The 21,367-nt window shown below is 71.3% G+C and carries 14 protein-coding genes; 8 read left to right on the top strand and 6 right to left on the bottom strand.

Annotated features, from left to right (window positions below; all coding sequences use genetic code 11):
- Positions 1–16: 16 nt before the first annotated feature.
- Both ACFV6V_RS27625 and ACFV6V_RS27630 read right to left on the bottom strand, forming a co-directional pair.
- Positions 17–1,252 (bottom strand): serine/threonine-protein kinase, encoded by a 1,236-nt coding sequence (locus ACFV6V_RS27625; RefSeq protein WP_385570158.1) that lies wholly within the window; start codon positions 1,250–1,252, stop codon positions 17–19.
- Positions 1,253–1,381: 129 nt separating this feature from the next.
- A complete protein-coding gene (locus ACFV6V_RS27630; protein ID WP_385570191.1) occupies positions 1,382–3,046 on the bottom strand; it encodes a serine/threonine-protein kinase in 1,665 nt (554 codons plus the stop codon).
- Between the two features lie 508 nt (positions 3,047–3,554).
- Here ACFV6V_RS27630 and ACFV6V_RS27635 point away from each other — a divergent pair.
- The 4 genes from ACFV6V_RS27635 to ACFV6V_RS27650 all read left to right on the top strand — a co-directional run bounded on the left by ACFV6V_RS27635 (position 3,555) and on the right by ACFV6V_RS27650 (position 10,625).
- Positions 3,555–6,764, top strand: a complete 3,210-nt coding sequence (locus ACFV6V_RS27635; RefSeq protein WP_385570160.1) for an FHA domain-containing protein — start codon at positions 3,555–3,557, stop codon at positions 6,762–6,764.
- Positions 6,765–6,938: 174 nt separating this feature from the next.
- On the top strand, positions 6,939–8,330 hold the full coding sequence (locus ACFV6V_RS27640; protein WP_385570194.1) for an ABC transporter substrate-binding protein: 1,392 nt from the start codon (positions 6,939–6,941) through the stop codon (positions 8,328–8,330).
- A gap of 7 nt (positions 8,331–8,337) precedes the next feature.
- Positions 8,338–9,687, top strand: coding sequence for a carbohydrate ABC transporter permease (locus tag ACFV6V_RS27645; RefSeq protein ID WP_385570163.1), 1,350 nt, complete (start codon positions 8,338–8,340; stop codon positions 9,685–9,687).
- Complete coding sequence (locus ACFV6V_RS27650) at positions 9,684–10,625, top strand: carbohydrate ABC transporter permease (protein WP_385570166.1); 942 nt, start codon at positions 9,684–9,686, stop codon at positions 10,623–10,625. Before ACFV6V_RS27645 ends, ACFV6V_RS27650 begins: the two co-directional genes overlap by 4 nt.
- A gap of 39 nt (positions 10,626–10,664) precedes the next feature.
- Here the strand turns inward: ACFV6V_RS27650 and ACFV6V_RS27655 are convergent, their stop codons facing one another.
- Entirely contained in the window at positions 10,665–11,282 is a 618-nt protein-coding gene (locus ACFV6V_RS27655) for a TetR/AcrR family transcriptional regulator (protein WP_385570169.1), read from the bottom strand.
- Between the two features lie 128 nt (positions 11,283–11,410).
- Between ACFV6V_RS27655 and ACFV6V_RS27660 the strand changes: the two genes are divergently transcribed.
- On the top strand, positions 11,411–12,328 hold the full coding sequence (locus ACFV6V_RS27660; RefSeq protein WP_385570197.1) for an ABC transporter permease: 918 nt from the start codon (positions 11,411–11,413) through the stop codon (positions 12,326–12,328).
- Between the two features lie 4 nt (positions 12,329–12,332).
- Positions 12,333–13,130 (top strand): ABC transporter ATP-binding protein, encoded by a 798-nt coding sequence (locus tag ACFV6V_RS27665; RefSeq protein WP_385570199.1) that lies wholly within the window; start codon positions 12,333–12,335, stop codon positions 13,128–13,130.
- 80 nt (positions 13,131–13,210) lie between these two features.
- On the opposite strand, the gene ACFV6V_RS27670 is transcribed toward ACFV6V_RS27665, so the two are convergent.
- Positions 13,211–18,157, bottom strand: coding sequence for an NAD-glutamate dehydrogenase (locus tag ACFV6V_RS27670; protein ID WP_385570171.1), 4,947 nt, complete (start codon positions 18,155–18,157; stop codon positions 13,211–13,213).
- 529 nt (positions 18,158–18,686) lie between these two features.
- On the opposite strand from ACFV6V_RS27670, the gene ACFV6V_RS27675 reads away from it, so the two are divergent.
- Positions 18,687–19,253 carry a DJ-1/PfpI family protein gene (locus ACFV6V_RS27675; protein WP_385570174.1) on the top strand — a complete coding sequence of 189 codons (567 nt, stop codon included), beginning with the start codon at positions 18,687–18,689 and terminating at the stop codon, positions 19,251–19,253.
- Positions 19,254–19,381: 128 nt separating this feature from the next.
- Here ACFV6V_RS27675 and ACFV6V_RS27680 read toward each other — a convergent pair whose 3' ends face one another.
- Positions 19,382–20,044, bottom strand: coding sequence for an HAD family hydrolase (locus ACFV6V_RS27680; RefSeq protein ID WP_385570177.1), 663 nt, complete (start codon positions 20,042–20,044; stop codon positions 19,382–19,384).
- A gap of 51 nt (positions 20,045–20,095) precedes the next feature.
- Positions 20,096–20,602, bottom strand: a complete 507-nt coding sequence (locus tag ACFV6V_RS27685; protein WP_385570180.1) for a DUF6912 family protein — start codon at positions 20,600–20,602, stop codon at positions 20,096–20,098.
- Positions 20,603–20,865: 263 nt separating this feature from the next.
- Here ACFV6V_RS27685 and ACFV6V_RS27690 point away from each other — a divergent pair, with 263 nt between their 5' ends.
- The gene (locus ACFV6V_RS27690) at positions 20,866–21,303 is read left to right on the top strand and encodes an Rv3235 family protein (protein WP_385570183.1); all 438 of its coding nucleotides are present in this window, start codon (positions 20,866–20,868) and stop codon (positions 21,301–21,303) included.
- Positions 21,304–21,367: the final 64 nt, after the last annotated feature.

The raw sequence follows: 21,367 nt of genomic DNA on the forward strand, positions 1-21,367 counted from the left end.
CAGGTCCTTCAGGGCGCTAGGGCTGCGAGGGAGCCGACTGCTTGGAGTCCTGGGGCGGCACGCCTTCGTCGTCACCGCCGGTCGCGAGCCAGCCGCCGACCCCGACGGCCACCGCCAGCGCCAGGCCGGCGATGCCGAGGGTGATCCGGCGTCTGCGGACCACCTCCGATTTGTGGCGGGCGGAGCCGGGGCGGCGCTGGCCCGGGGTACGCGGGGCGCGGGCGGTGCCGCGGGCGCCGCCCGCGAGCTCGTCCGGGCCGGGGACGCGCATGGAGGTGTGGGTGTCCCGGTTGGAGTCCGTGGCCGCGCCGGGGACCAGCGGGACGGCCGCTCTGCGGGGCGCGCTGGGGATGGCGGGGTAGCCGGGGTCGTCGTCGGCGTCGAAGGATGGTTCGGCGTCCGGCTCGTCCACGTCGAGCGGGGGCATGCCCTTCAGCAGCGGCTGGAGGTCGTGCAGCCGGGCGGCGAGCTCGGATGCGCGCAGCCGGGACGCGGGCGCCTTGGCCAGGCACTGCACGATGAGCTGCCACAGCTCGTCGGGGATGCCGGGAAGGGGCACCACGGTCTCGGTGACGTGGCGCCGCAGGACCGCTCCCGGGTGGCCGCCACCGAACGGCGTGAAGCCCGCGAGCAGCTCGTAGAGGACCGTCGCGAGGGCGTAGATGTCGACGGCTGCGCGGGGCGGCAGGCCCTCGACGATCTCCGGGGCCAGATAGTCGGGTGTCCCGATGATCCGGGTGGCCCGGGTGCGGCGCGGGGTGTCGATGAGCTTGGCGACGCCGAAGTCGGTGAGCAGAGCGGGGTGGGCGCCACCGGGACCGAGCGGGCCCTCCATGTCGAGCAGGATGTTCTCCGGCTTGACGTCGCGGTGGACCACGCCCGCGGCATGGGCGGCGGCGAGGCCCTCGGCCACATCGGCGGCGATGGCGACCGCGGCGGCGGGCGCGAGCCGTCGCTCACGGTCGAGGCGGGTCCGCAGGTCCGTGCCGCGCACCAGGTGCATCACCAGGGCGAGGTCGTTGCCGTCCACGACCAGGTCCCGGACCCCGACGACCCGCGGATGGTCCAGCCCGAGCAGGGCCGTGCGCTCCTGGACGAACCGCCCGACCAGCTCCTCGTCGGAGGCCAGGTCCTCACGCAGCAGCTTGATGGCGACGGGGCCTTCGGGCCCCTCGCCGAGCCACACCGTGCCGGCGCTGCCGCGGCCAAGGATCTGGTGGGCGGTGTACCGGCTGCCGATATTCCGTGCCAAAACTGCTCCCTCAGCGGCTGGCGTTGCCCACAAACTACGCGGGTTTCGGGGTGTTCAGTGCCCCGAATGGCGCCAGCCGTCACTTCTGCGGGGCTATTTCCCACCACAGAAGTCGACAAAGAGACAGAGTCACTGGCCGGTGCTGCCCGTGCCGCCGGCACCGCCCGTGCCCGGGTTCGAGCCGACGAGCTCGTCGATGAAGTCGCTCACCTTGCCGATCCCGTCACCGATGGCGTTCCAGTAGCTCTGGCCCGTGCCGATCCACTGCTGGAGCGGGGTGAGCTCCCAGATCAGCCAGCCCGCGACGAACAGCAGGACCAGGGTGAACAGGCAGCCCTTGAGGCAGCCGAGACCGGGAATCCGCATCGGATTGGCGCCGCGCTGGCGGGGCGGGCGCGGTTCGCGCTGCGGGCGCTGGGCAGGTTGCTGGGGCGGCTGCGGCTGCGGCGGGGCGTACTGCTGCCGCTGCGGGGCGTAGTGCTGGGGCGGCGCGGGGGCGTACTGCTGCGGAGGGGGCGCGTACTGCTGGCCGCGCTGCGGCTGGCCCTGGGGGCGCTGCCGCGGCCGCTGCGGAGGCTGAGGCGGTGGCGCCTGGCGCTGCGGACGGCGGCGCAGCGGGTCCTCACCCGGGTCCAGGTACTGGACCTGGGTCTGCTCGTTGCGGTCCCGGGCCGCCTGGAGCTGGGACTGCCACGGGTGCGGGTCCTCGGGCCCGGGCCCCTGGGGAACGGGCGGCATGACCGACGTCGGGTCGGCGTCACCACCCGGCCGACCGGTGTGCGGCAGCACGCTGGTGGCGGCCCCAGGGTCGTACTGCGCGGCGTTGCTGGGCAGCACCTGGGTGGGGTCGGCGGCCCCCGGCGTCTGCGGGACCGCGGCGGGGTCGGGGTCGGGTGCCAGCAGCGCGCCGACGCCTTCCGCGGCCTCGATCTGCGCGGGCGTGGAGTGCACGCCGATCCCGGCGGCGACGGTACGCAGCCCGCGGGCGAGGTTCTCGGCGCTGGGCCGCTCCCCCGGCTCCTTGCGCAGACAGCGCTCTATGACCGTCCACAGCGGTCCCGGGACGGTGGATGGGCGACGGGGCTCCTCGCTGAGGTGGCGGTGCAGCACCTCGAGCGCCGTGCCGCCGGCGAACGGCGGACGCCCGGTGACCAGCTCGTACAGCAGAATCCCGGCACCGTAGATGTCGACGGCCGAGGTCTGCGGACGGCCTTCGGCGGATTCGGGGGCGACATAGGCGGGCGTGCCGACGAACTCGTGGGTACGGGTCAGCCCCGGGGAGTCCGCGAGGCGCGCGATGCCGAAGTCGGTGAGCATCGGGTGCATCTCGCCGTGGCGCTCGGCCAGCAGCACGTTCGCCGGCTTGAGGTCGCGATGCACCACTCCGTCGGCGTGGCTGGCGGCGAGAGCGTCCGCGATCTGCGCGGTGAGCAGGGACGCCCCCACTGGGGAGAACGGGCCGCTGTCCCGGAGGTGGCGGTGCAGGTCGGGACCCTCGATCAGATCCATCACCAGGGCGAGCAGATCGCCCTCGACCACCAGGTCGCGAGTGCGGACGATGTTCGGGTGGGTGAGCCGGAGCAGCACGGAGCGCTCGCGCAGGAAGCGCATCACCACGTCCGCGTCGTTCGCGAGCTCTTCCTTGAGGACCTTGATCGCCACGGTCTCGCCCGGCTGGCCGGCGACGGCCGCCTCGGCTCCGGCGGTCTCCCGCTGGCGGGCTCGCCAGACGGTGCCCGTGGCACCGCGGCCGAGCGGTTCCTCGAGCAGGTACTTGCTGCCTACCGGCCGCACGTCATGCGCTCCCTGCTGATCGTGGTTCTGGTCGTACGGGTCGTACGAGTAGTACGGGTGGTACTGGTCACACTGGCCCCCGACCGCGTGTCCGACCCACTGTAGTGCCGCTGATCGGGTCAACGGCGGGCTCAGCGGATGTGGACGGTGGGCCGGGTAAGACGCGCCCCGCGGGCTGATGGTTGCCGGGGGAACACCAGGTCACTGCCGGGTCACTGCCTGGTCACCGCCGGGATCACCACCACGTCGCCGCCCGGGTCGACCGCCGAACAGCTGTGCCGATGGCGGCATAGACGATCCCAACCAGGCACTTTTGCACCCAGAGCCGACCAATCAAGATCACTTGAGGCCGGGTGGCGGGCAAGTTGTCAGTGGCAGGTGCAAGGATGCCTCCAGCACGCCGTATGGGGTGGGGAGTGCCCCGCGGCCGTGCCGACCTGCCGGGTGGGGGGATTCACAAGGCCGCTCCCCTGCCGGGCACCCCGCGCAGAAGGGACCGCTGACGGCGATGCAGATCCGGCTGACCGTCCTCGCGCCGCGCAGCGGCCAGTCCACACCGTCCGCACCATCCATGCCCTCCGCGCAGTCCGCCGCCACGCCCGGCCCGACGGCCGCGCCGGATGCCTCGAGACGTGCGTGTGACGTACTCGTCACCGCTCCCGCCGGTACGGCGCTGGCCGCGGTGGCCTCCGCACTCGCGGCGGCCGTGGCCGGGCAGGACGTCGGTCAGGTCGTGCTGTACGCCGGCGGTGAGCGACTGGACGCCCAGCGCTGCGCACTGGGCGAGCCCCCGCTGGTGGACGGGGCCGTGCTGGCCCTCCAGACCCCCGTCGAGGGCGACGCGGACGGCGAAGCCGAGGCGGCGGCCCGGCTCCATGTGATCGCGGGACCGGACGCGGGCGGTGTCCATCTCCTGCACAGCGGCCGGATAGTGATCGGGCGCGCGGCCGAGGCCGACGTCCCCCTCGATGACCCGGACGTCTCCAGGCTCCACTGCGCGGTGACCGTAGCCGACGACGGCCGGGTCACCGTCGCGGACCTCGGCTCCACCAACGGCACCACGCTGGACGGCTCCCCCGTGGGCTCCGATGCGGTCAGGCTCTCCGCCGGCGCCCTGCTGCGCCTGGGTGAGTCCACGCTGCGGCTGGCACCGACGGCCGCGCCGGACGCGCTGACCACCACCCCGGACGGAGAGGGGCACCTACGGGTGCGCGGGGAGCCGACCAGGGGTGAGGCGGGCGCCATCGCCCCCGAAGCGGAGCAGAGCCCTGACCCCGGCCCGTACGGCCATGACGGCCGTGAAAGCCATGACGGCGGTGAGCAGGGGGAAGCAGCCCCGAGGCGGCGCCCGGTCCCGTCCTGGGTCCGGGACGAGGTGACGATCCCCGGGCAGGTCCGGCGCGAAACCGGCAGCGGGGCGCAGGGCGCGCCGCACGGCGACACCACCCACGGCAGCGGCATCTGGGCAGTCCCGACGGGGCCCGGAGCCACCCTTTCCGGTGATCGGGAATCAGCCGACGAGAGCGCGGGCGGAAGACGCGGCCGGGGAGACGGCGGTGCGCGACGGCGCGGGATAGGGGCGTGGGCGCGACGGTTCACCGGCACCCGGGAAGGCGCCGCCGACGACGGCGCGACCGAGCCCGAAGAGCCGATGGCTGCCGTCAGCACCCCGCTGCTGGAGACCTGGCCCGACCCCGCCACCGTGCTGCTCAGCGCGCTGGGCCCCGGGCCGCGGCTGTGGGAGCGGGAGCCCGGGCACCCCGAGGAGCTCGTGGTACGGCTGGGCACGGTGGATCGCGCGGACACACCGTCCGTACCGGTCACCGTGGGGCTGCGCGAGGCGGGATCGCTCGGTCTCGCGGGGCCCAGGGCCCGGCTCACCGGGCTCGCCCGGTCCGTCGTGGCCCAGCTCGCCGCGCTGCACGCGCCCACCGGGCTGGAGATCGTGCTGGTCAGTGCGGACCGCGCGAAAGCGCTGGAGGAGCGCAAGCGGGACTGGAGCTGGCTCGGCTGGCTGCCGCATCTGAGGCCCGCACACGGGCAGGACTGCCGGCTGCTGGTCGCCTTCGACCGGGACCAGGCCACCGCCCGGACCGCTGAGCTGACCCGGCGGCTGGACGACGGCGCGCTCGGACCCGGCTGGCCGAGCGCCGACCGCCACGCGGTGGACGAGGCAGCGGCCCGCCACAGCGGTCCGCGCACCGTGCTGCTGCTGGACGGCGATCCCGGTTCGGCCGCGCTCCGTGAAACCACGGCGCGGCTGGCCGGAGCCGGAGCGGCCGCGGGCATCCATGTGATCTGCCTGGCCGAGACCCCCGCCGCGTCCCCGTCCTCGCCGGTCGCCGCCACCTATGAGGAGGCGTGTGCGGTATCCCTCGCCTTCCGGGAGTGCGGGGCGGTCGCGCTGCTGAGCGGCGATGTGGCGACGGCGCTGCGGCTGCTGCGTACGGCGGGGGGTCAGCCCGCAGGCCATGGCACGGTCGCGGCCGTGGACGCGGTCTCCACGGCCTGGGCCCAGCGCTTCGCCCGGGCGCTGGCGCCACTGCGCGCGGCCGAGTCACACGGCGGGGGTACGGACTGCCCGGGGGCGCGGCCCATGGCGACCCCGCTGCCGCGGTCGGCCCGCTTGCTGGACGAATTGGGCCTTGCCCGGGCCACACCGGCCTCGCTGATGGCCCGCTGGGCATCGGCCTCACTCGGCGCGGCGGTGCTGGGCGCGGGCCCGCGCGGACCGCTCGCGGTGGATCTCACCGCCGATGGTCCCCATCTGCTGATCGAGGGCCCGGCCGGCAGCGGCCGTACGGAGCTGCTGCACGCGATCGCCGCTTCACTGGCCGCCGCGGGCCGCCCCGACCAGCTCGGTCTGCTGCTCGTGGACGGCGCCGGCGGCGAACGGGGTGACGGGCTGGCCGCCTGTACCGACCTTCCCCATGTCGGCGAGCATCTGGTCGCGTCGGAGCCGGTCCGCATGCGCGCTTTCGCCCAGGCGCTCGGAGCGGAGCTGAAGCGGCGCGCGGAGCTGCTGGACGGCGAGAGCTTCAGCGAGTGGCATACCCGCCTCGGGGTCCCGGTGCGGCTGGTGGGCCAGCGTCAGGGTCCGGCCGACGGCGGCACCGCCGGGAGCACGGGCAGCCCTCAGGGAAGCGGCGCCGCCGACACGTCAACCGGACGGGCCGAGGCAGCCCCTGCTCTGTCCCGGCTGGTCGTGCTCGTCGACGACTACGACGCGCTGGTCGCCCCCGCGCTCGGGAGCCCCGGCCGGCCCGCGGCGGGTTCCGTCGTACGGGCGCTGGAGGCCGTCGCCAGGGACGGGGAGCGGCTCGGTGTCCATCTGGTCGCGACGTCCGCGCGTCCCGAGCGCACGGCGGACACCCAGCTCGCGCGCGGCGTCCGGCTGCGGGTGGAGCTCGACGCCCCCGCGGTGTCGCCCGGCCCCGATGACCCCGCCCCGGGCCGTGGTCGCCTCGCCCATCCCGACGGTGCCATGACCCCGTTCCAGGCGGGCCGGGTGACGGGCCGTATCCCCCGTACGGCGACCCAGCGGCCCACCGTCGTGGAGCTGGAGTGGGAGCGGATGGGCGATCCGCCCACCCGTCGCCCGGTCCGTGAGCTGGGCAACGGCCCCACCGACCTGGCCCTGCTGGCCAGTGCCCTGGACCGCGCGGCCCGCTCGGTCGACGCCGCCCGGCTGCCCCGGCTGACCTCGTCCCCTGCCTGAGAGAGTCACCTGACTCTACGTCACGAGCCCATCACGATCGGCGGCTTGACGGCGATGGCGCTCTTGCCTCCCCTGGGCACCGGGCGTAGACCTGACAGCACGGGACGAAAGCGGTGCTGCCCGCGTCACGGCCGGGCGCGCCCTCCGGAAGCGCACGGCAGAGACGGGGCAGTGATGCGCTCAACGCGGACAGTCGCACGTGGTCGTACGCACAGGGGCACCAGGACGGCCAGGGCCGCCACCGCACTCGTCGCCACGGGGGTGCTGGCGCTCACCGGCTGCGGCGGCGACAGCGACGGCAGCAGTGCACCGGACAGGACCGGCGGCAGCGACTCCGCGCCCACGGTCCAGCTGCCCAGGCTGAACGGCCAGAAGCTCGAGGTCGCGGCGGTCTGGACGGGTCCCGAGCAGGAGAACTTCACCAAGGTCCTCAAGGAGTTCGAGAAGCGCACGGGCGCCAAGGTCACCTTCGTCCCCGCTCAGGACCCGATCGTGAACTTCCTCGGCACGAAGATCGCCGGGGGCAGCCCGCCCGATGTCGCGATGCTTCCGCAGGTCGGCGCGATCCAGCAGGCCGTGGACCAGAAGTGGGCCAAGCCGCTCGGCGCCGAGGCCAGGGCCCAGCTCGCCAAGAACTACGCCAAGGGCTGGCAGGACCTCGGCTCCGTCGACGGCACTCCGTACGGCGTGTACTTCAAGGCCGCCAACAAGTCGCTCTTCTGGTACAACAACGCGGTCTTCGAGAACGCGGGTGCCACCGTGCCCACGACCTGGAACGACCTGCTGAAGACCGCCGAGACGATCTCCGCCTCCGGAGTCACCCCGGTCTCGGTCGGCGGGGCCGACGGCTGGACGCTCACCGACTGGTTCGAGAACGTCTATCTCTCCCAGGCGGGCCCGGAGAAGTACGACCAGCTCGCCAAGCACCGGATCAAGTGGACCGACCCCTCGGTGACCCAGGCCCTGACGACGCTCGGCGAGCTGTTCGGCAAGCCGTCCCTGATCGCCGGTGGTGCGGATGGCGCGCTCCAGACGGAGTTCCCCAAGTCCGTCACCCAGACCTTCACCGGCGGCGACCAGCCCAAGGCGGCGATGGTCTTCGAAGGGGACTTCGTCACCGTCAACATCGCGCAGACCGACGCCAGGATCGGTACGGATGCCAAGGTGTTCCCGTTCCCCAGGGTCGGCGCGGAGCCGCCCGTGGTGACCGGTGGCGACGCTGCCGTCGTGCTCAAGGACTCCAAGGGCGCGCAGGCGCTGCTGACCTTCCTGGCCTCGCCGGACGCCGCGAAGATCTGGGCCGAGTCCGGTGGTTTCATCTCCCCCAACAAGAACCTGGATCCGGCCGCGTACCCGAACGATGTGCAGCGGGAGATCGCGAAGGCCCTGATCGCCGCGGGCGACAACTTCCGCTTCGACATGTCGGACCAGATGCCGCAGTCGTTCGGCGGGACTCCCGGCAAGGGCGAGTGGAAGGCGCTCCAGGACTTCCTGAAGCACCCGAAGGACATCGCGGGTACGCAGGCGCGGCTTGAGGCCGACGCGGCCAAGGCGTACAAGGACTGACGCCGCCGTGACCGCTCAGCAAAGCGAAGGGCCACGACGGGGACGGCGCGCGGCGAAGGCACGCAGGAGCGTGACCGGGACCCGGAGGCTGGTCGCCGCCGGCTTCCTGCTGCCCGCACTCGTGCTGCTCGGCGCGCTCGTGGTGTATCCGATCGGGTACTCGGTCTACCGCTCGTTCTTCGACAAGTCCGGGAGCGGGTTCGCCGGGATCGGCAACTACGTCGAGATCTTCACCGACGACACCATCTTCACCGCCGTCAAGAACAACGCGATCTGGGTCGTGGTCGCCCCGACCGTGGCCACCGCACTCGGTCTGGTGTTCGCCGTGCTCACCGAACGGGTCCGCTGGGGCACCGCGTTCAAGCTGGTGGTCTTCATGCCCATGGCGATCTCCATGCTGGCCGCGGGCATCATCTTCCGGCTGGTGTACGAGCAGGACCCGGACCGTGGCGTGGCGAACGCGGTCTGGGTGGGGGTGCATGACACCTTCGCCGAGTCGGCCGGCTTCCCGAACGCCCACCCCCTGCCCACCCATCCGCTGGAGGCTGCGGGCGGCGGGGCGTTCATCACCAGGGACCCGGTCTCAGCGGGCGGTGCCGCAGTGCGGCTGCCTCTCGTCGGGGTGGCTCCCGCGAAGATGCCGGCCGACGCACGGCCGGCGCGTACCCCTTCCCCGGAACCGGGGAAGATCACCGGCACTGCCTGGCTGGACTTCACCCGGGGCGGGGGCGGTGAGCCCAACACCGTCGACCCGAAGGAAGTGGGCCTCAAGGGCATCAGGATCGAGGCGGTGAAGGACGGCAAGGTCGTCGCCACGGCCACGGCGGCCGCCGACGGTACGTTCACTCTCCCCGCACAGGCGGACGGCGCCCGGCTCCGGCTGCCGGAGAGCAACTTCCGGGAACCGTACAACGGGGTCGACTGGCTCGGTCCCTCGCTGGTGACCCCGGCGATCATCGGCTCGTACCTCTGGATGTGGGCGGGCTTCGCGATGGTGCTGATCGCCGCGGGGCTGGCCGCCGTGCCACGGGAGCTGCTGGAGGCGGCCCGGGTGGACGGGGCCAGTGAGTGGCAGGTCTTCCGGAGGGTGACGGTCCCGCTGCTGGCGCCGGTCCTCGCCGTGGTCATGGTCACGCTGATGATCAACGTACTGAAGATCTTCGACCTGGTCTTCATCATCGCGCCCGGCTCGTCCCAGGACGATGCGAACGTGCTGGCGCTCCAGCTCTACCGGTCCTCCTTCGGCACCGATGCCGACCTCGGCGTCGGCAGTGCGATCGCGGTGCTCCTCCTGCTGCTGGTGATCCCGGTGATGCTGTTCAACATCCGCAGGATGCGAAGGGAGACGCGCCGATGACCACGACGGGCCCGGACGGCGCCGGTGGCACGGCTGAGGCGGCCCGGAAGACCCGTGCGGCCGTAAGCGCCCGGTCCGGGAGCGGGAGGCCCTCGCTCGCCTCGCGGATCGCCGCCCGCACGGGTGGTGGCGCCCTGCGGGTCGTCCTCGTCCTCGTCGGGCTGTTCTGGCTGATACCGGCGATCGGCCTGCTGCTCTCCTCGCTGCGCTCACCCGCCGACATCAGCGCGAGCGGCTGGTGGGAGGTCTTCGTCCGGCCCGCCCAGCTCACCGCCGAGAACTACACCAGGCTGCTCCAGAACGACACCATCACCCACTCGCTGCTCTCCACGGTCCTGATCACCGTCCCGGCGACGGTCCTGGTCGTGGTGATCGGCTCGCTCGCCGGTTACGCCTTCGCCTGGATGGACTTTCCCGGGCGTGACTGGTGGTTCCTGGCAGTGGTCGCCCTGCTCGTGGTCCCGGTGCAGGTCGCCCTGGTCCCGGTCTCGAGGCTGTTCGGCGAGATCGGGATCTTCGAGACGACGGCCGGAGTGGTGATCTTCCATGTCGCCTTCGGCCTGCCCTTCGCGATCTTCCTGCTGCGGAACTTCTTCGCGGAGATCCCGAGGGAGCTGCTGGAGGCGGCCCGGCTCGACGGGGCGGGTGAGATCCGGCTGTTCACCCGGGTGGTGCTGCCGCTGGGCGCTCCGGCGATCGCCTCGCTGGGCATCTTCCAGTTCCTGTGGGTATGGAACGACATGCTGGTCGCACTGATCTTCGCCGACTCCGAGTCGCCGCCGATCACGGTCGCCCTCCAGCAGCAGGTGCGGCAGTTCGGCAACAACATCGACGTACTGGCGCCCGGGGCGTTCGTCTCGATGGTGATCCCGCTGGTGGTGTTCTTCGCGTTCCAGCGGCAGTTCGTGTCCGGGGTGATGGCAGGGGCGGTGAAGTAGGGCGCGGCGACGCAGGACGCGGACCCGGGAAGATCGCCCTCACAGGGACCGGTGACGGGTGAGGGCCGCCACCGCCGAGGCCGCCAGGTCGTCCAGATAGCCCTTGGGCAGGTCACCCCGCACCACCACCAGCCGCCAGTACAGCGGTCCGACGATCAGGTCGAGCGCGCGGTCGGGGTCGGCCGACTCCGGGAGTTCGCCGCGCGCCACCGCGTCGCGTACCACGAGCGCCGCGACTCCCTGCTGGCTGTCGAACAGCGCCGCCCTGACCGCCTGGGCGATCTCCGGGTTACGGGCGGACTCGACCAGCAGGTCGGGGATGACCTGGGACGCCACCGGGTGGCGCAGGGCGTGCGAGGCGACTTCGAGCAGCGCGCGGACGTCCCCGTACAGCGAGCCGGTGGCCGGGGCGGGCAGCCCCTGGGCGGCGAACGCCGAGACGAGGTCCAGGACCAGGGACAGCTTGGACTTCCAGCGCCGATAGACCGCGGTCTTGCCGACTCCGGCCCGCCGGGCGATGCCCTCGATCGACATCCGGGCGAAACCGACCGTCGCGAGCTCCTCGAAGACGGCGGAGCGAATGGCCTCGGTGACGTCCTCCCGCAGCACGGCGGCTCCCGCGGGGGTGCGGCGTGGGTGTCCCGGCTCCGTGGTCATGTCCACGAGCATAACCCGTGACGACGAGACGGTTGCGTTGCGACGTCATAACGCCCTACTGTCGCCGTAACGACGATACGGTTGCGTTGCGACGGTGAGGGAGCGTGTACGTGAGCGTCAGCGTGAGCGTGGACAGCGGCCAGGCGGTCTCCGGACCGCCCGGGGCAGCCGCGCCCGGTGAAAGCCTGAGCGCGCTCGCCGCCCGGCACGGACTCCAGGTCAGCGGCGCCCGCCCAGCACTCCCCGAGTACGTCCGACAGCTCTGGTCCCGTCGCCACTTCATCACCGCGTTCGCGACCGCCCGGCTCACCGCTCAGTACAGCCAGGCGAAGCTGGGGCAGGTCTGGCAGCTGATGACCCCGCTGCTCAACGCGGCGGTCTACTACTTCATCTTCGGCATGCTGCTCAAGACCAGCCGCCATGTGTCCGACTTCGTACCGTTCCTGGTCACCGGAGTCTTCATCTGGACCTTCACGGCCAACTCGATCACGACCGGGACGAGGGCCATCTCCGGCAACATCGGCCTGGTACGGGCCCTGCACTTCCCGCGTGCCGCCCTGCCCATCGCGCTGGCGCTCCAGCAGCTCCAGCAGCTGCTGTTCTCCATGGGCGCCCTGATCGTGATCCTGATGGGCTTCGGGCAGTTCCCGAAGGCGTCCTGGCTCCTCGCGCTGCCCGCGCTGCTGCTCCAGGCGCTCTTCAACACCGGGGTCTCGATGGGCATGGCACGGCTCGCCGCGCGTACCCCGGACATCGCGCAGCTGATGCCGTTCATCCTGCGCACCTGGATGTACGGGTCCGGCGTGATGTGGAGCATCCACGCCGTGCTGAAGGGCCGGCACCTGCCGCACGCGGTGGAGCTGGCCATCCAGTGCAACCCCGCGGCCGTCTATATCGACCTCGTCCGCTTCGCGCTCATCGACAGCTACACATCGGCCCAGCTGCCACCGCATGTCTGGGTGGTCGCCCTCGGTTGGGCCGTGGTCTTCGGGGTGGGCGGATTCGTGTACTTCTGGAAGGCGGAGGAGCAGTACGGCCGTGGCTGACCACATCGCAGCGGACCCGCGCACGCGGGACAGGACCCCCACCGTCGTCGTCGACGGCGTCCACATCACCTATACCGTCAATGGCGCGAAGAGCACTCCGGGCCGCGGCGCCGCCACCGCCGCGCTGAGCCGGCTCCTCTCCCGGCGCCGGGACCCCGACGGCGGCGGCCGCAAGGTCCATGCCGTCAAGGGAGTCAGTTTCACCGCCTACAAGGGCGAGGCCATCGGCCTGATCGGCTCCAACGGCTCGGGCAAGTCCACCCTGCTGAAGGCCATCGCGGGGCTGCTGCCCACCGCCAAGGGCCGGGTCTACACCCATGGCCAGCCTTCACTGCTCGGCGTGAACGCCGCCCTCATGGGCGATCTGACCGGCGAGCGCAACGTGATCCTCGGCGGTCTCGCGATGGGCATGACCCGCGAGGAGGTCCGCGACCGCTACGAGGAGATCGTCGAGTTCTCCGGGATCAACGAGAAGGACGACTTCATCTCCCTGCCCATGCGGACGTACTCCTCCGGCATGGGCGCCCGGCTGCGCTTCTCCATCGCGGCGGCCAAGAACCACGATGTCCTGCTGATCGACGAGGCTCTGGCGACGGGCGACGCGAAGTTCCAGCGCCGCAGCCAGGAACGGATCGCCGAACTGCGGGAGCAGGCGGGCACGGTGTTCCTGGTCAGCCACAGCAATGGCGCGATCACCCAGACGTGTGACCGTGCGCTGTGGTTGGAATCGGGCACGCTACGGATGGACGGGCCCGCCGCGGAGGTCGTCGCCGCGTACGAGGCGTTCACTCGCAAGAAGTAGCTCTCGGCACACGTACCGGCCCACGCACTGAGGGGGCGCCCACCGCCGTGGTGGGCGCCCCCTCAGTCGCTCGAGCGGCGTCAGGTGTGTGCTCGCAGCAGCTGCCGCATCGTCCGCATCGCCACCGACAGGTTCGCCAGGTCGAACGTGTCCGAGCCCTGGATCTCCTCCAGCGTGGTCCGTGCCCTGCCCAGGATCGCCGCGTTCTTCTCCTCCCAGGCCGTGAAGCGCTCCTCAGGCGTGGCGCTGCCGTTGCCGGCGATCAGCACGTCCGAAGTGAGCATCGCGTGCGCCGCGTACAGGTCCTCACGGATGGACGCACGGGCCATGGACTGCCAGCGGTCGGCTCGCGGCAGCTCGATGATCCGGTCCATCAGCTCGGTGATCCGCAGCCGGTCCGCCAGGTCGTAGTAGACCTCGGCGACGGCCAGCGGGTCCTTGCCGGTGCGGTCGGCGATCGCCACGATGTCGAGCGTCGGGAAGGCCGAGGAGAACCCGGCGACCCGTGTCGCCAGCTCGTCCGGGACGCCCGCGGCCGTGAACTCCTCCAGCAGCCCCTCGTACCACTCCAGGTCGTCGCCCCGGAGCATCTTGGGCAGCTCGGCCCAGACCTGCTCGACGCCCGCCCCGAAGAAGTCGATCGTCTCCGTGAGCTCCAGCGGCTGCGGACGGTTGCCCAGCAGCCAGCGCGTGCCGCGCTCGACGAGCCGGCGCGAGTGGAGCCGGATACGGGTCTGGACGTCCGCCGCGACCTGGTTGTCGAGCGCCTCGACGGCGTCCCACACCCCACCGAGCCCGAAGATGGCGCGGGCCGCGGTCTGCGCCCGGACGATCTCCTCGATCGAGGCCCCGGTCTCCTCGCGCAGCCGGTGCAGGAAGGTCGATCCGCCCGTGTTGACGGTGTCGTTGACCAGGACGGTGGTGACGATCTCGCGGCGCAGCGCATGGCCGTCGACCGCGTCGGTGAACTTCTCGCGCAGCGCCTTCGGGAAGTAGGCGTGCAGCAGGCCCCGCAGATACGGGTCGTCGGGCAGCGAGGTGCCGATCAGCTCCTCCGCCACCGTGATCTTGGTGTAGGCGAGCAGCACGGCGAGCTCGGGCTGGGACAGGCCCTGCCTGTTGTTCAGCAGGTCCCGGATCTGCCGGTCGTTGGGCAGGAACTCCAGTGCCCGGTCCAGTGCGCCGTCCCGGCCCAGCCGGCGCATGAAGCGCTGGTGGGCGTGGAGCAGGCTCGGGGACTGTGCGACGGCGTTGGACAGGGCCACGTTCTGGGCGTAGTTGTTGCGCAGCACCAGCCTGCCGACCTCGTCGGTCATCTCGGCGAGCAGCTTGTTGCGCTGCTTGACGGTCATGTCGCCGTCCGCGACCAGACCGTTCAGCAGAATCTTGATGTTCACCTCGTGGTCGGAGGTGTCCACGCCCGCGCTGTTGTCGATGGCATCGGTGTTGACCCGTCCGCCGCCCCGGGCGAACTCGATCCGGCCGAGCTGGGTCAGGCCCAGGTTTCCACCCTCGCCGACCACCTTGGCCCGCAGTTCGTCGCCGTTGACGCGGATCGGGTCGTTGGCCTTGTCGCCGACGTCGGGGTTGGACTCGGTGGCGGCCTTGACGTACGTACCGATGCCGCCGTTCCACAGCAGGTCCACCGGGGCCTGGAGGATCGCCTTCATCAGCTCGGCCGGGGTCAGCTTGGTGACGCCCTCGTCGATGCCGAGGGCCTCCCGGACGTGCGTGTTGACCGGGATCGACTTGGCGGTACGGGGGTGGATGCCGCCGCCCGCCGAGAGCAGTTCCTTGTTGTAGTCGGCCCAGGAGGAGCGGGGCAGCTCGAAGAGCCTGCGGCGCTCGGCGTACGAGACGGCCGCGTCGGGGTCCGGGTCGATGAAGATGTGCCGGTGGTCGAAGGCCGCGACCAGCCGGATGTGCTCGGACAGCAGCATGCCGTTGCCGAACACGTCACCCGACATGTCGCCGACTCCGACGACGGTGAAGTCCTCGGTCTGGGTGTCGTGCCCGAGCTCGCGGAAGTGCCGCTTGACGGACTCCCAGGCGCCACGGGCCGTGATGCCCATGCCCTTGTGGTCGTAGCCCGCGGAGCCGCCGGACGCGAACGCGTCGCCGAGCCAGAAGTTGTAGGCGACCGCGACCTCGTTGGCGATGTCGGAGAAGGTGGCGGTGCCCTTGTCGGCGGCGACGACGAGATAGGTGTCGTCCTCGTCGTGGCGCACCACGTCGTGCGGCGGCACGACCTCGCCCGCCACCAGGTTGTCGGTGATGTCGAGCAGCGCGGAGATGAAGGTCTTGTAGCAGGCGATGCCCTCGGCGAGCCAGGCGTCGCGGTCCACGGCCGGGTCCGGCAGCTGCTTGGCGACGAAGCCGCCCTTGGCGCCGACCGGCACGATCACGGTGTTCTTCACCATCTGCGCCTTGACCAGGCCGAGGATCTCCGTACGGAAGTCCTCACGCCGGTCGGACCAGCGCAGACCACCGCGGGCGACCTTGCCGAAGCGCAGGTGGACACCCTCGACACGCGGGGAGTACACCCAGATCTCGTACGCCGGGCGGGGCGCGGGCAGGTCCGGGATGGCCTGCGGGTCGAACTTCATCGACACATAGCCGTGCCGTGTACCGCCGCCCGCCTCCTGGAAGAAGTTGGTGCGCAGGGTGGCCTTGATAAGGGTGAGGAAGGAGCGCAGGATCCGGTCCTCGTCCAGCGAGGCGACCTGGTCGAGCGCGAAGTCCAGCTCCTCGAGCAGTCCGTCGATCAGCTCCGTGCCGGCGTGCTGGCGGTCCGGCGACATCCGGGCCTCGAACAGGTTGATCAGCAGCCGGGTGGTGTGGACGTTGTTGAGGAGGGTGTCCTCCATGTAGTCCTGGCTGAAGGTCGAACTGGCCTGGCGCAGGTACTTGGCGTAGGCGCGCAGCACCACGGCCTCACGCCAGTTGAGCCCGGCGCGCAGCACGAGCGAGTTGAACGAGTCGTTCTCCGCGGCGCCCGTCCACACGGCGGCGAAGGCGTCCTGGAAGCGCTCGCGGGCGTCGTCACCGAGGAAGTCCCCACCGCCGTTGCCGCTGGGGAGCGGCATCCGCAGACCGAAGTCGTAGATCCAGGCGTGGGTGCGGTCGGCGCAGCGCAGCTCGTACGGGCGCTCGTCGATGACCTCGACGCCGAGGCGGTTGAGCACCGGCAGCACGACGGACAGGGAGACCTGCTCGCCGAGCCGGTAGATCTTGAAGCGGCGCTCACCGGGGGCGGCGCCGACCGGCTCGTAGAGGGAGAGCGAGAACTCCTTGCCGGAGCTGCTGAGCTGGTCCAGATGGGAAAGGTCGGAGACGGCGGCACGCGGGGAGTGGTCGGCCTTGTAGCCCTCGGGGAAGGCATTGCCGTACTTGCGCAGCAGCTCGGCGGCGCGCTCCTCGCCCGCCTCGGCGTTCAGCGCCTCGGCGAAACCGTCGGCCCAGGATCGGGCGGCCTCGACGAGCCGGGCCTCGATGCGGTCCTTGTCGGTGTCGGTGAGGTGGGTGAGCTCACTGCCGGGGGCGACGCGCACGACGAAGTGCAGCCGGGTCAGCACCGACTCGGTGCTCATCAGGGTGAAGTCGACGCTGCTGCCGTCGAGCTCCTCCTTGAGGATGCCGGTCAGGCGTTCGCGGACGGTGGTGTTGAAGCGGTCGCGCGGCAGGTAGACCAGGGCCGAGTAGTAGCGGCCGTACTCCTCCTGGCGCAGGTAGAGCCGCAGCCTGCGGCGCTCCTGGAGGTAGAGCACGCTGGTGACGATCTCGCGGAGCTGGTCCGGCGGGGTCTGGAACAGCTCGTCGCGCGGGAAGGTCTCCAGAATCTGGAGCAGGTCGCGGCCGTCGTGGCTGTTCGGCGAGAAGCCGGCGCCTTCCAGGACCTCGGCGACCTTGCGGCGGATCACAGGGACACGGCGGACCGACTCGGTGTAGGCGGCCGAGGAGAAGAGCCCGAGGAAGCGGCGCTCACCGATGACGTTGCCCTTGTCGTCGAACTTCTTGACGCCGACGTAGTCGAGGTAGGACGGGCGGTGCACGGTGGAGCGGCTGTTGGCCTTGGTGAGGATCAGCAGCTTGTGCTCGCGGGCCTTGGCGCGGGCGTCGGCGGGCAGCCGGTTGAAGGAGGGGCTCACCGGGTGGCCGTGGGCGTCGTCGCCGCTGTGGTGCGGGTCGGAGCGGAGGATGCCGAGCCCGGTGCCGGGCACGGCGGACAGCGCGTCGCCGTCCACGAGGTTGTACTCGCGGTAGCCGAGGAAGGTGAAGTGGTCGTCGGCGAGCCAGCGCAGCAGCTCACGGGCCTCGTCGACATCCTCGTTGCGGATGTCCTCGGCGATGGGCTCGCGGGGCAGTCCTTCTGCGATGCGCAGCGCGGCCTCGCGCATCTTCTCCCAGTCCTCGACGGCCTCGCGGGCGTCGGACAGCACCCGGAGCAGGTCGGCGGTGATCTGCTTGAGGTCGGCGCGATCGGTCTCGCGGTCGATCTCGACGTGGATCCAGGACTCGACGAAGGCGTCGTGGGGGAGCGTGGCGCCGTTCGACTCGGCGCGGAGCACCTCGATGAGCTTGCCGGTGACGTCGCGGCGGACGGTGATCTGCGGGTGGATCACGACATGGATGCCGCGGCCCTGGCGGGTGAGCTCGTTCGTGACCGAGTCGACCAGGAAGGGCATGTCGTCGGTGACGACCTCGACGACGGAGTGGCTGGAGGTCCAGCCGTTCTCCTCGACCGTCGGGGTGTGCACCCGGACGTTGGCCGTGCCCTGCGGGCGGTTCTCCGCCAGCCGGAAGTGGGAGACGGCGGCGCCGTAGGCATCGACCGGGTCACGGTCGGTGAGGTCCTCGGGCGCGGTGTGCAGGTAATAGCGCTGGAGGTACGCGAGGAGCGTGGCCCGGTCAGGGCGCTCCCCGCCGTCGGACCCAGTCGGAAGTTGCCCCCCGCCCGGGCTGTTCTCAGCTACCCGAGCGGCCCTCTCGAGCAGCTCGGCCTTGGCTTCGTCCAGCTTGGTCTGCATGTCCTCTGGCTCCTGTCGCGCGCCGTTGCGTGACGTAGGTGGAAACGTAGGCACAACGCCACGACGCGGGGTGTCCGGTCAGGGTCGACGCTATGCCGAAATGAGAGATGTCCGAGCCGTATTCGGCCGATTCCGGCTGTGACGGGCCCGGGGTGTACCGCGGGCCGCGACTATGCGGGCCGCAGGGAAGATCAGCTCGCACCCGGCCGCTGTGGCGTCCCGGGCGCGGTCCCCCAGTTGTCACTGGGCGGAGCCCGTCGGGGGCTGCACTGCCCCCGCGGCGTATCGCGCTGATCACGGCACAAGGCTATCGCCCCCGACCCCGGGGCCGTCATGAGCCGTATGTGTACAAAAGCGGGGCCGGAAGTTTGACACTCTGGACAGCGACACATGGCCTCTTGGCAAACCCACCGCGGACGGGCAGGTTGACCCCGTGGACCAAGGATGACAATCAACCCTGAAGCAGGGAACAACCTCAGACCCGAACGATAGCGACAAATCAATACATCGATTCCGGGGAGCAGCAGCCATGACTGTGCAGATCCTGATCGTCACCGGCGACGCGGCCGAGTCACTCGAAGTGCTGTATCCGTACCAGCGACTCCGCGAGGAGGGGTACGAGGTCCATATCGCGGCCCCCTCGCGCAAGCAGCTCCAGTTCGTGGTGCACGACTTCGAACCCGGCTTTGACACGTACACGGAGAAGCCGGGGTACACCTGGCCCGCCGATCTGGCGTTCTCCGAGGTGGACCCGGGCCACTACGCGGCGATCGTCATCCCGGGCGGCCGTGCGCCCGAGTACCTCCGCAACGATCCCGAGCTCCGCAAGATCCTCAAGTCCTTCTTCGACGCGGACAAGCCCGTGGCGCAGATCTGCCACGGTCCCCTGCTGACGGCGGCCGTCGGCAGTCTCACGGGCCGCCGCGTCACGGCCTATCCGGCGCTCGAACTCGACATGCAGTCGGCCGGCGCCTCCTTCCGCGACTCCGAGGCCGTGGTGGACGGCACCCTGGTGTCGTCCCGGGCCTGGCCGGACCACCCGGCGTGGATGCGCGAATTCCTGAAGGTCCTGCGGGAGAAGGCCCCGCTGAGCTGACACGACTGCGACACGAGGTCCGGCCGCTGTGCCCGCCGGCGGCCGGACCGGGCGCCGCGGGACCGCCAGGTGGCGAACACGTGACGAGCCGGCGAAGGCCATGGCCGTCGTGCGGCCCGTCGCCGCCGCTACTCCAGCATCTCCTCGGCCACCAGCACGGCCTCGGCGAGGGTGTCCACCACCGGGACCCCGGCCAGCAGCAGGCTGGCCGTACTGTGCGAGCCGCCGGAGTACAGCACCGCCCGGGCCCCCACATGGTGGGCGGCGACGGCGTCGTCCACCGCGTCGCCGATCACGACGATCCGGTCCGCTGCGACGCCTTCCAGCGCCGCCAGATGGCGCACCATGTGCTCGGTCTTGCCGGTGTGGGAACCGCCGATCCGGCCGTCGACCCGCGTGAAGCGCGCCTCGATGCCGTGCCGCCGCACGATCGGTATCAGGTGCTCATGCGGGGCCAGCGAGAGCAGCGACTGCGTACGGCCCGCCGCCTGGCGCTTCGCGAGCAGCTCGGCGGCGCCCGCCGCGAGCCCGCAGGCGTCCGCGCGCTGCCAGTAGTGCCGGTGGAACACCTCGTCCATGACGGCCCACTCGGCGTCCGTGGGGAGCCGGCCCATGAGGCGTTCGTAGAACCGGGGCACCGGCACGCAGTACAGGTCCCGGTAACGCTCCAGCGTGATCGGCTCCAGGCCTATCTCCGCGAACGACGCGTTGGTCGCCTCGATGACGGCGTGGATGTCATCGAGGAGTGTGCCGTTCCAGTCCCAGACCAGATGCGCGCTGTGCTTCCCCATGGCAGGAAACGGTACCTTCCGGGTCTGACAGCGGGCTCCCTCGGGCCGGTGTCAGCCGATGAGTCCGGGGATCTCCTGCACGCCGAACCACAGCAGCTCATGGTCCTCCGCGCCGTCCACGATGAACTGCGCGTCGTCGTCCCCGTGGTCGGCCGCGCCGAGCGCGCCGGCCGCCGCTGACACATCGGCTTCCGCCTCGCCCGAGTCCACGTGCACCGACGCCGCCTTCTTCAGGGGCACCGCCGAAGCGATCCGCACCTCACCGAGCGAGGCCGAGCCGAGCCCGTGTCCCGGGTCGGCGACGGCGTCACCGTCGGACACGTCGACGGCCACCACGACCCGGCGCCTGGGCGTACCGGGGTCTCCGGCCAGCAGTCGCAGGGAGGCGGCGGCGGCCCTGCTGAGCGCGGCGTACTCGAGCTCCTCGATGTCGTCGGAGACGTACCACTCCCGCAGCGCCGGCGTGACGGCGTAGGCCGTCAGCGGCGCGGAGCCCAGTTCACCCACCTTGTACGCCTCTGCGAGACCCGGGATGGTCAGGGGTACGTAGACGCGCATGGCCGGCCGCTTTCGTCGTCGGGTGAACACCTAAGGATACGTGCGCGATCCCCCGTCAGAGTGCCCCCGAGCGCGCCCCCCGAGGTCAGTCCAGCACCCTGGAAACCCCTTCCCTCAGGCCTCGCACAGGCCTCTGATCACCCTGATAGGTGATTCTCCGCACCGCCGCGGGGCGAGAGGGCGCCGCTTGCGACAGACCCGTGACTCCGCGTAGACAACCCGCGACTGAAAGTTACTTGCGGGTATCGGAAGGAGCGACAGCCGTGGACCACACCTCGGCCCTGAGCCACCCGCCCGGCGGGCGCCACGACAGCCGCGGCCCGGGCCGTCTCACACCACGCCGCACGGGGGTGGCTGGAGCGAGATCCCGGCTCCCCCGCTACTGGTTCGCGGAGCGCCTGCTCGCGGTACTCAGCGGCACCCGCCCGGTCCACTGGATGCTCGGCCACACCGTGGGGGACGGCTATGAGCATCTGGTCCGCCTCGCCCCGGGCACGCCGCTGGCCGCGAACGGTGTGCGGCCGGTGCTGCGGCACTGCGACGAGTACATCCCGCGCCCCGGAGTCATCGAGGCCTTCGCCCGGATCGGCACGGGCGACCGGGTGTCGGCCATGGCGTTCCGCCTGGAACGGGGCCCCGACCTCCGCTGGCGCTGCGCGGCGGTCGAGCTGGGCGGTGAGCGGATCGCAGTCGACGCGTAAGGCGTAGGCCAGGAGGCGAGAGGCAAGGGCAGTGACGGCCGTGGGCCGGACACCGGTTGCCAGG

The organism is Streptomyces sp. NPDC059828 (assembly GCF_042731955.1).
Classification (GTDB): Bacteria; Actinomycetota; Actinomycetes; order Streptomycetales; family Streptomycetaceae; genus Streptomyces.

Bases quoted from the DNA above. Each gene is read 5' to 3' on its own strand.
- ACFV6V_RS27635 (WP_385570160.1), top strand. From the start codon at position 3,555: ATGCAGATCCGGCTGACCGTCCTCGCGCCGCGCAGCGGCCAGTCCACA.
- ACFV6V_RS27640 (WP_385570194.1), top strand. From the start codon at position 6,939: ATGCGCTCAACGCGGACAGTCGCACGTGGTCGTACGCACAGGGGCACC.
- ACFV6V_RS27650 (WP_385570166.1), top strand. From the start codon at position 9,684: ATGACCACGACGGGCCCGGACGGCGCCGGTGGCACGGCTGAGGCGGCC.
- ACFV6V_RS27655 (WP_385570169.1), bottom strand. From the start codon at position 11,282: ATGACCACGGAGCCGGGACACCCACGCCGCACCCCCGCGGGAGCCGCC.
- ACFV6V_RS27670 (WP_385570171.1), bottom strand. From the start codon at position 18,157: ATGCAGACCAAGCTGGACGAAGCCAAGGCCGAGCTGCTCGAGAGGGCC.
- ACFV6V_RS27675 (WP_385570174.1), top strand. From the start codon at position 18,687: ATGACTGTGCAGATCCTGATCGTCACCGGCGACGCGGCCGAGTCACTC.
- ACFV6V_RS27680 (WP_385570177.1), bottom strand. From the start codon at position 20,044: ATGGGGAAGCACAGCGCGCATCTGGTCTGGGACTGGAACGGCACACTC.
- ACFV6V_RS27685 (WP_385570180.1), bottom strand. From the start codon at position 20,602: ATGCGCGTCTACGTACCCCTGACCATCCCGGGTCTCGCAGAGGCGTAC.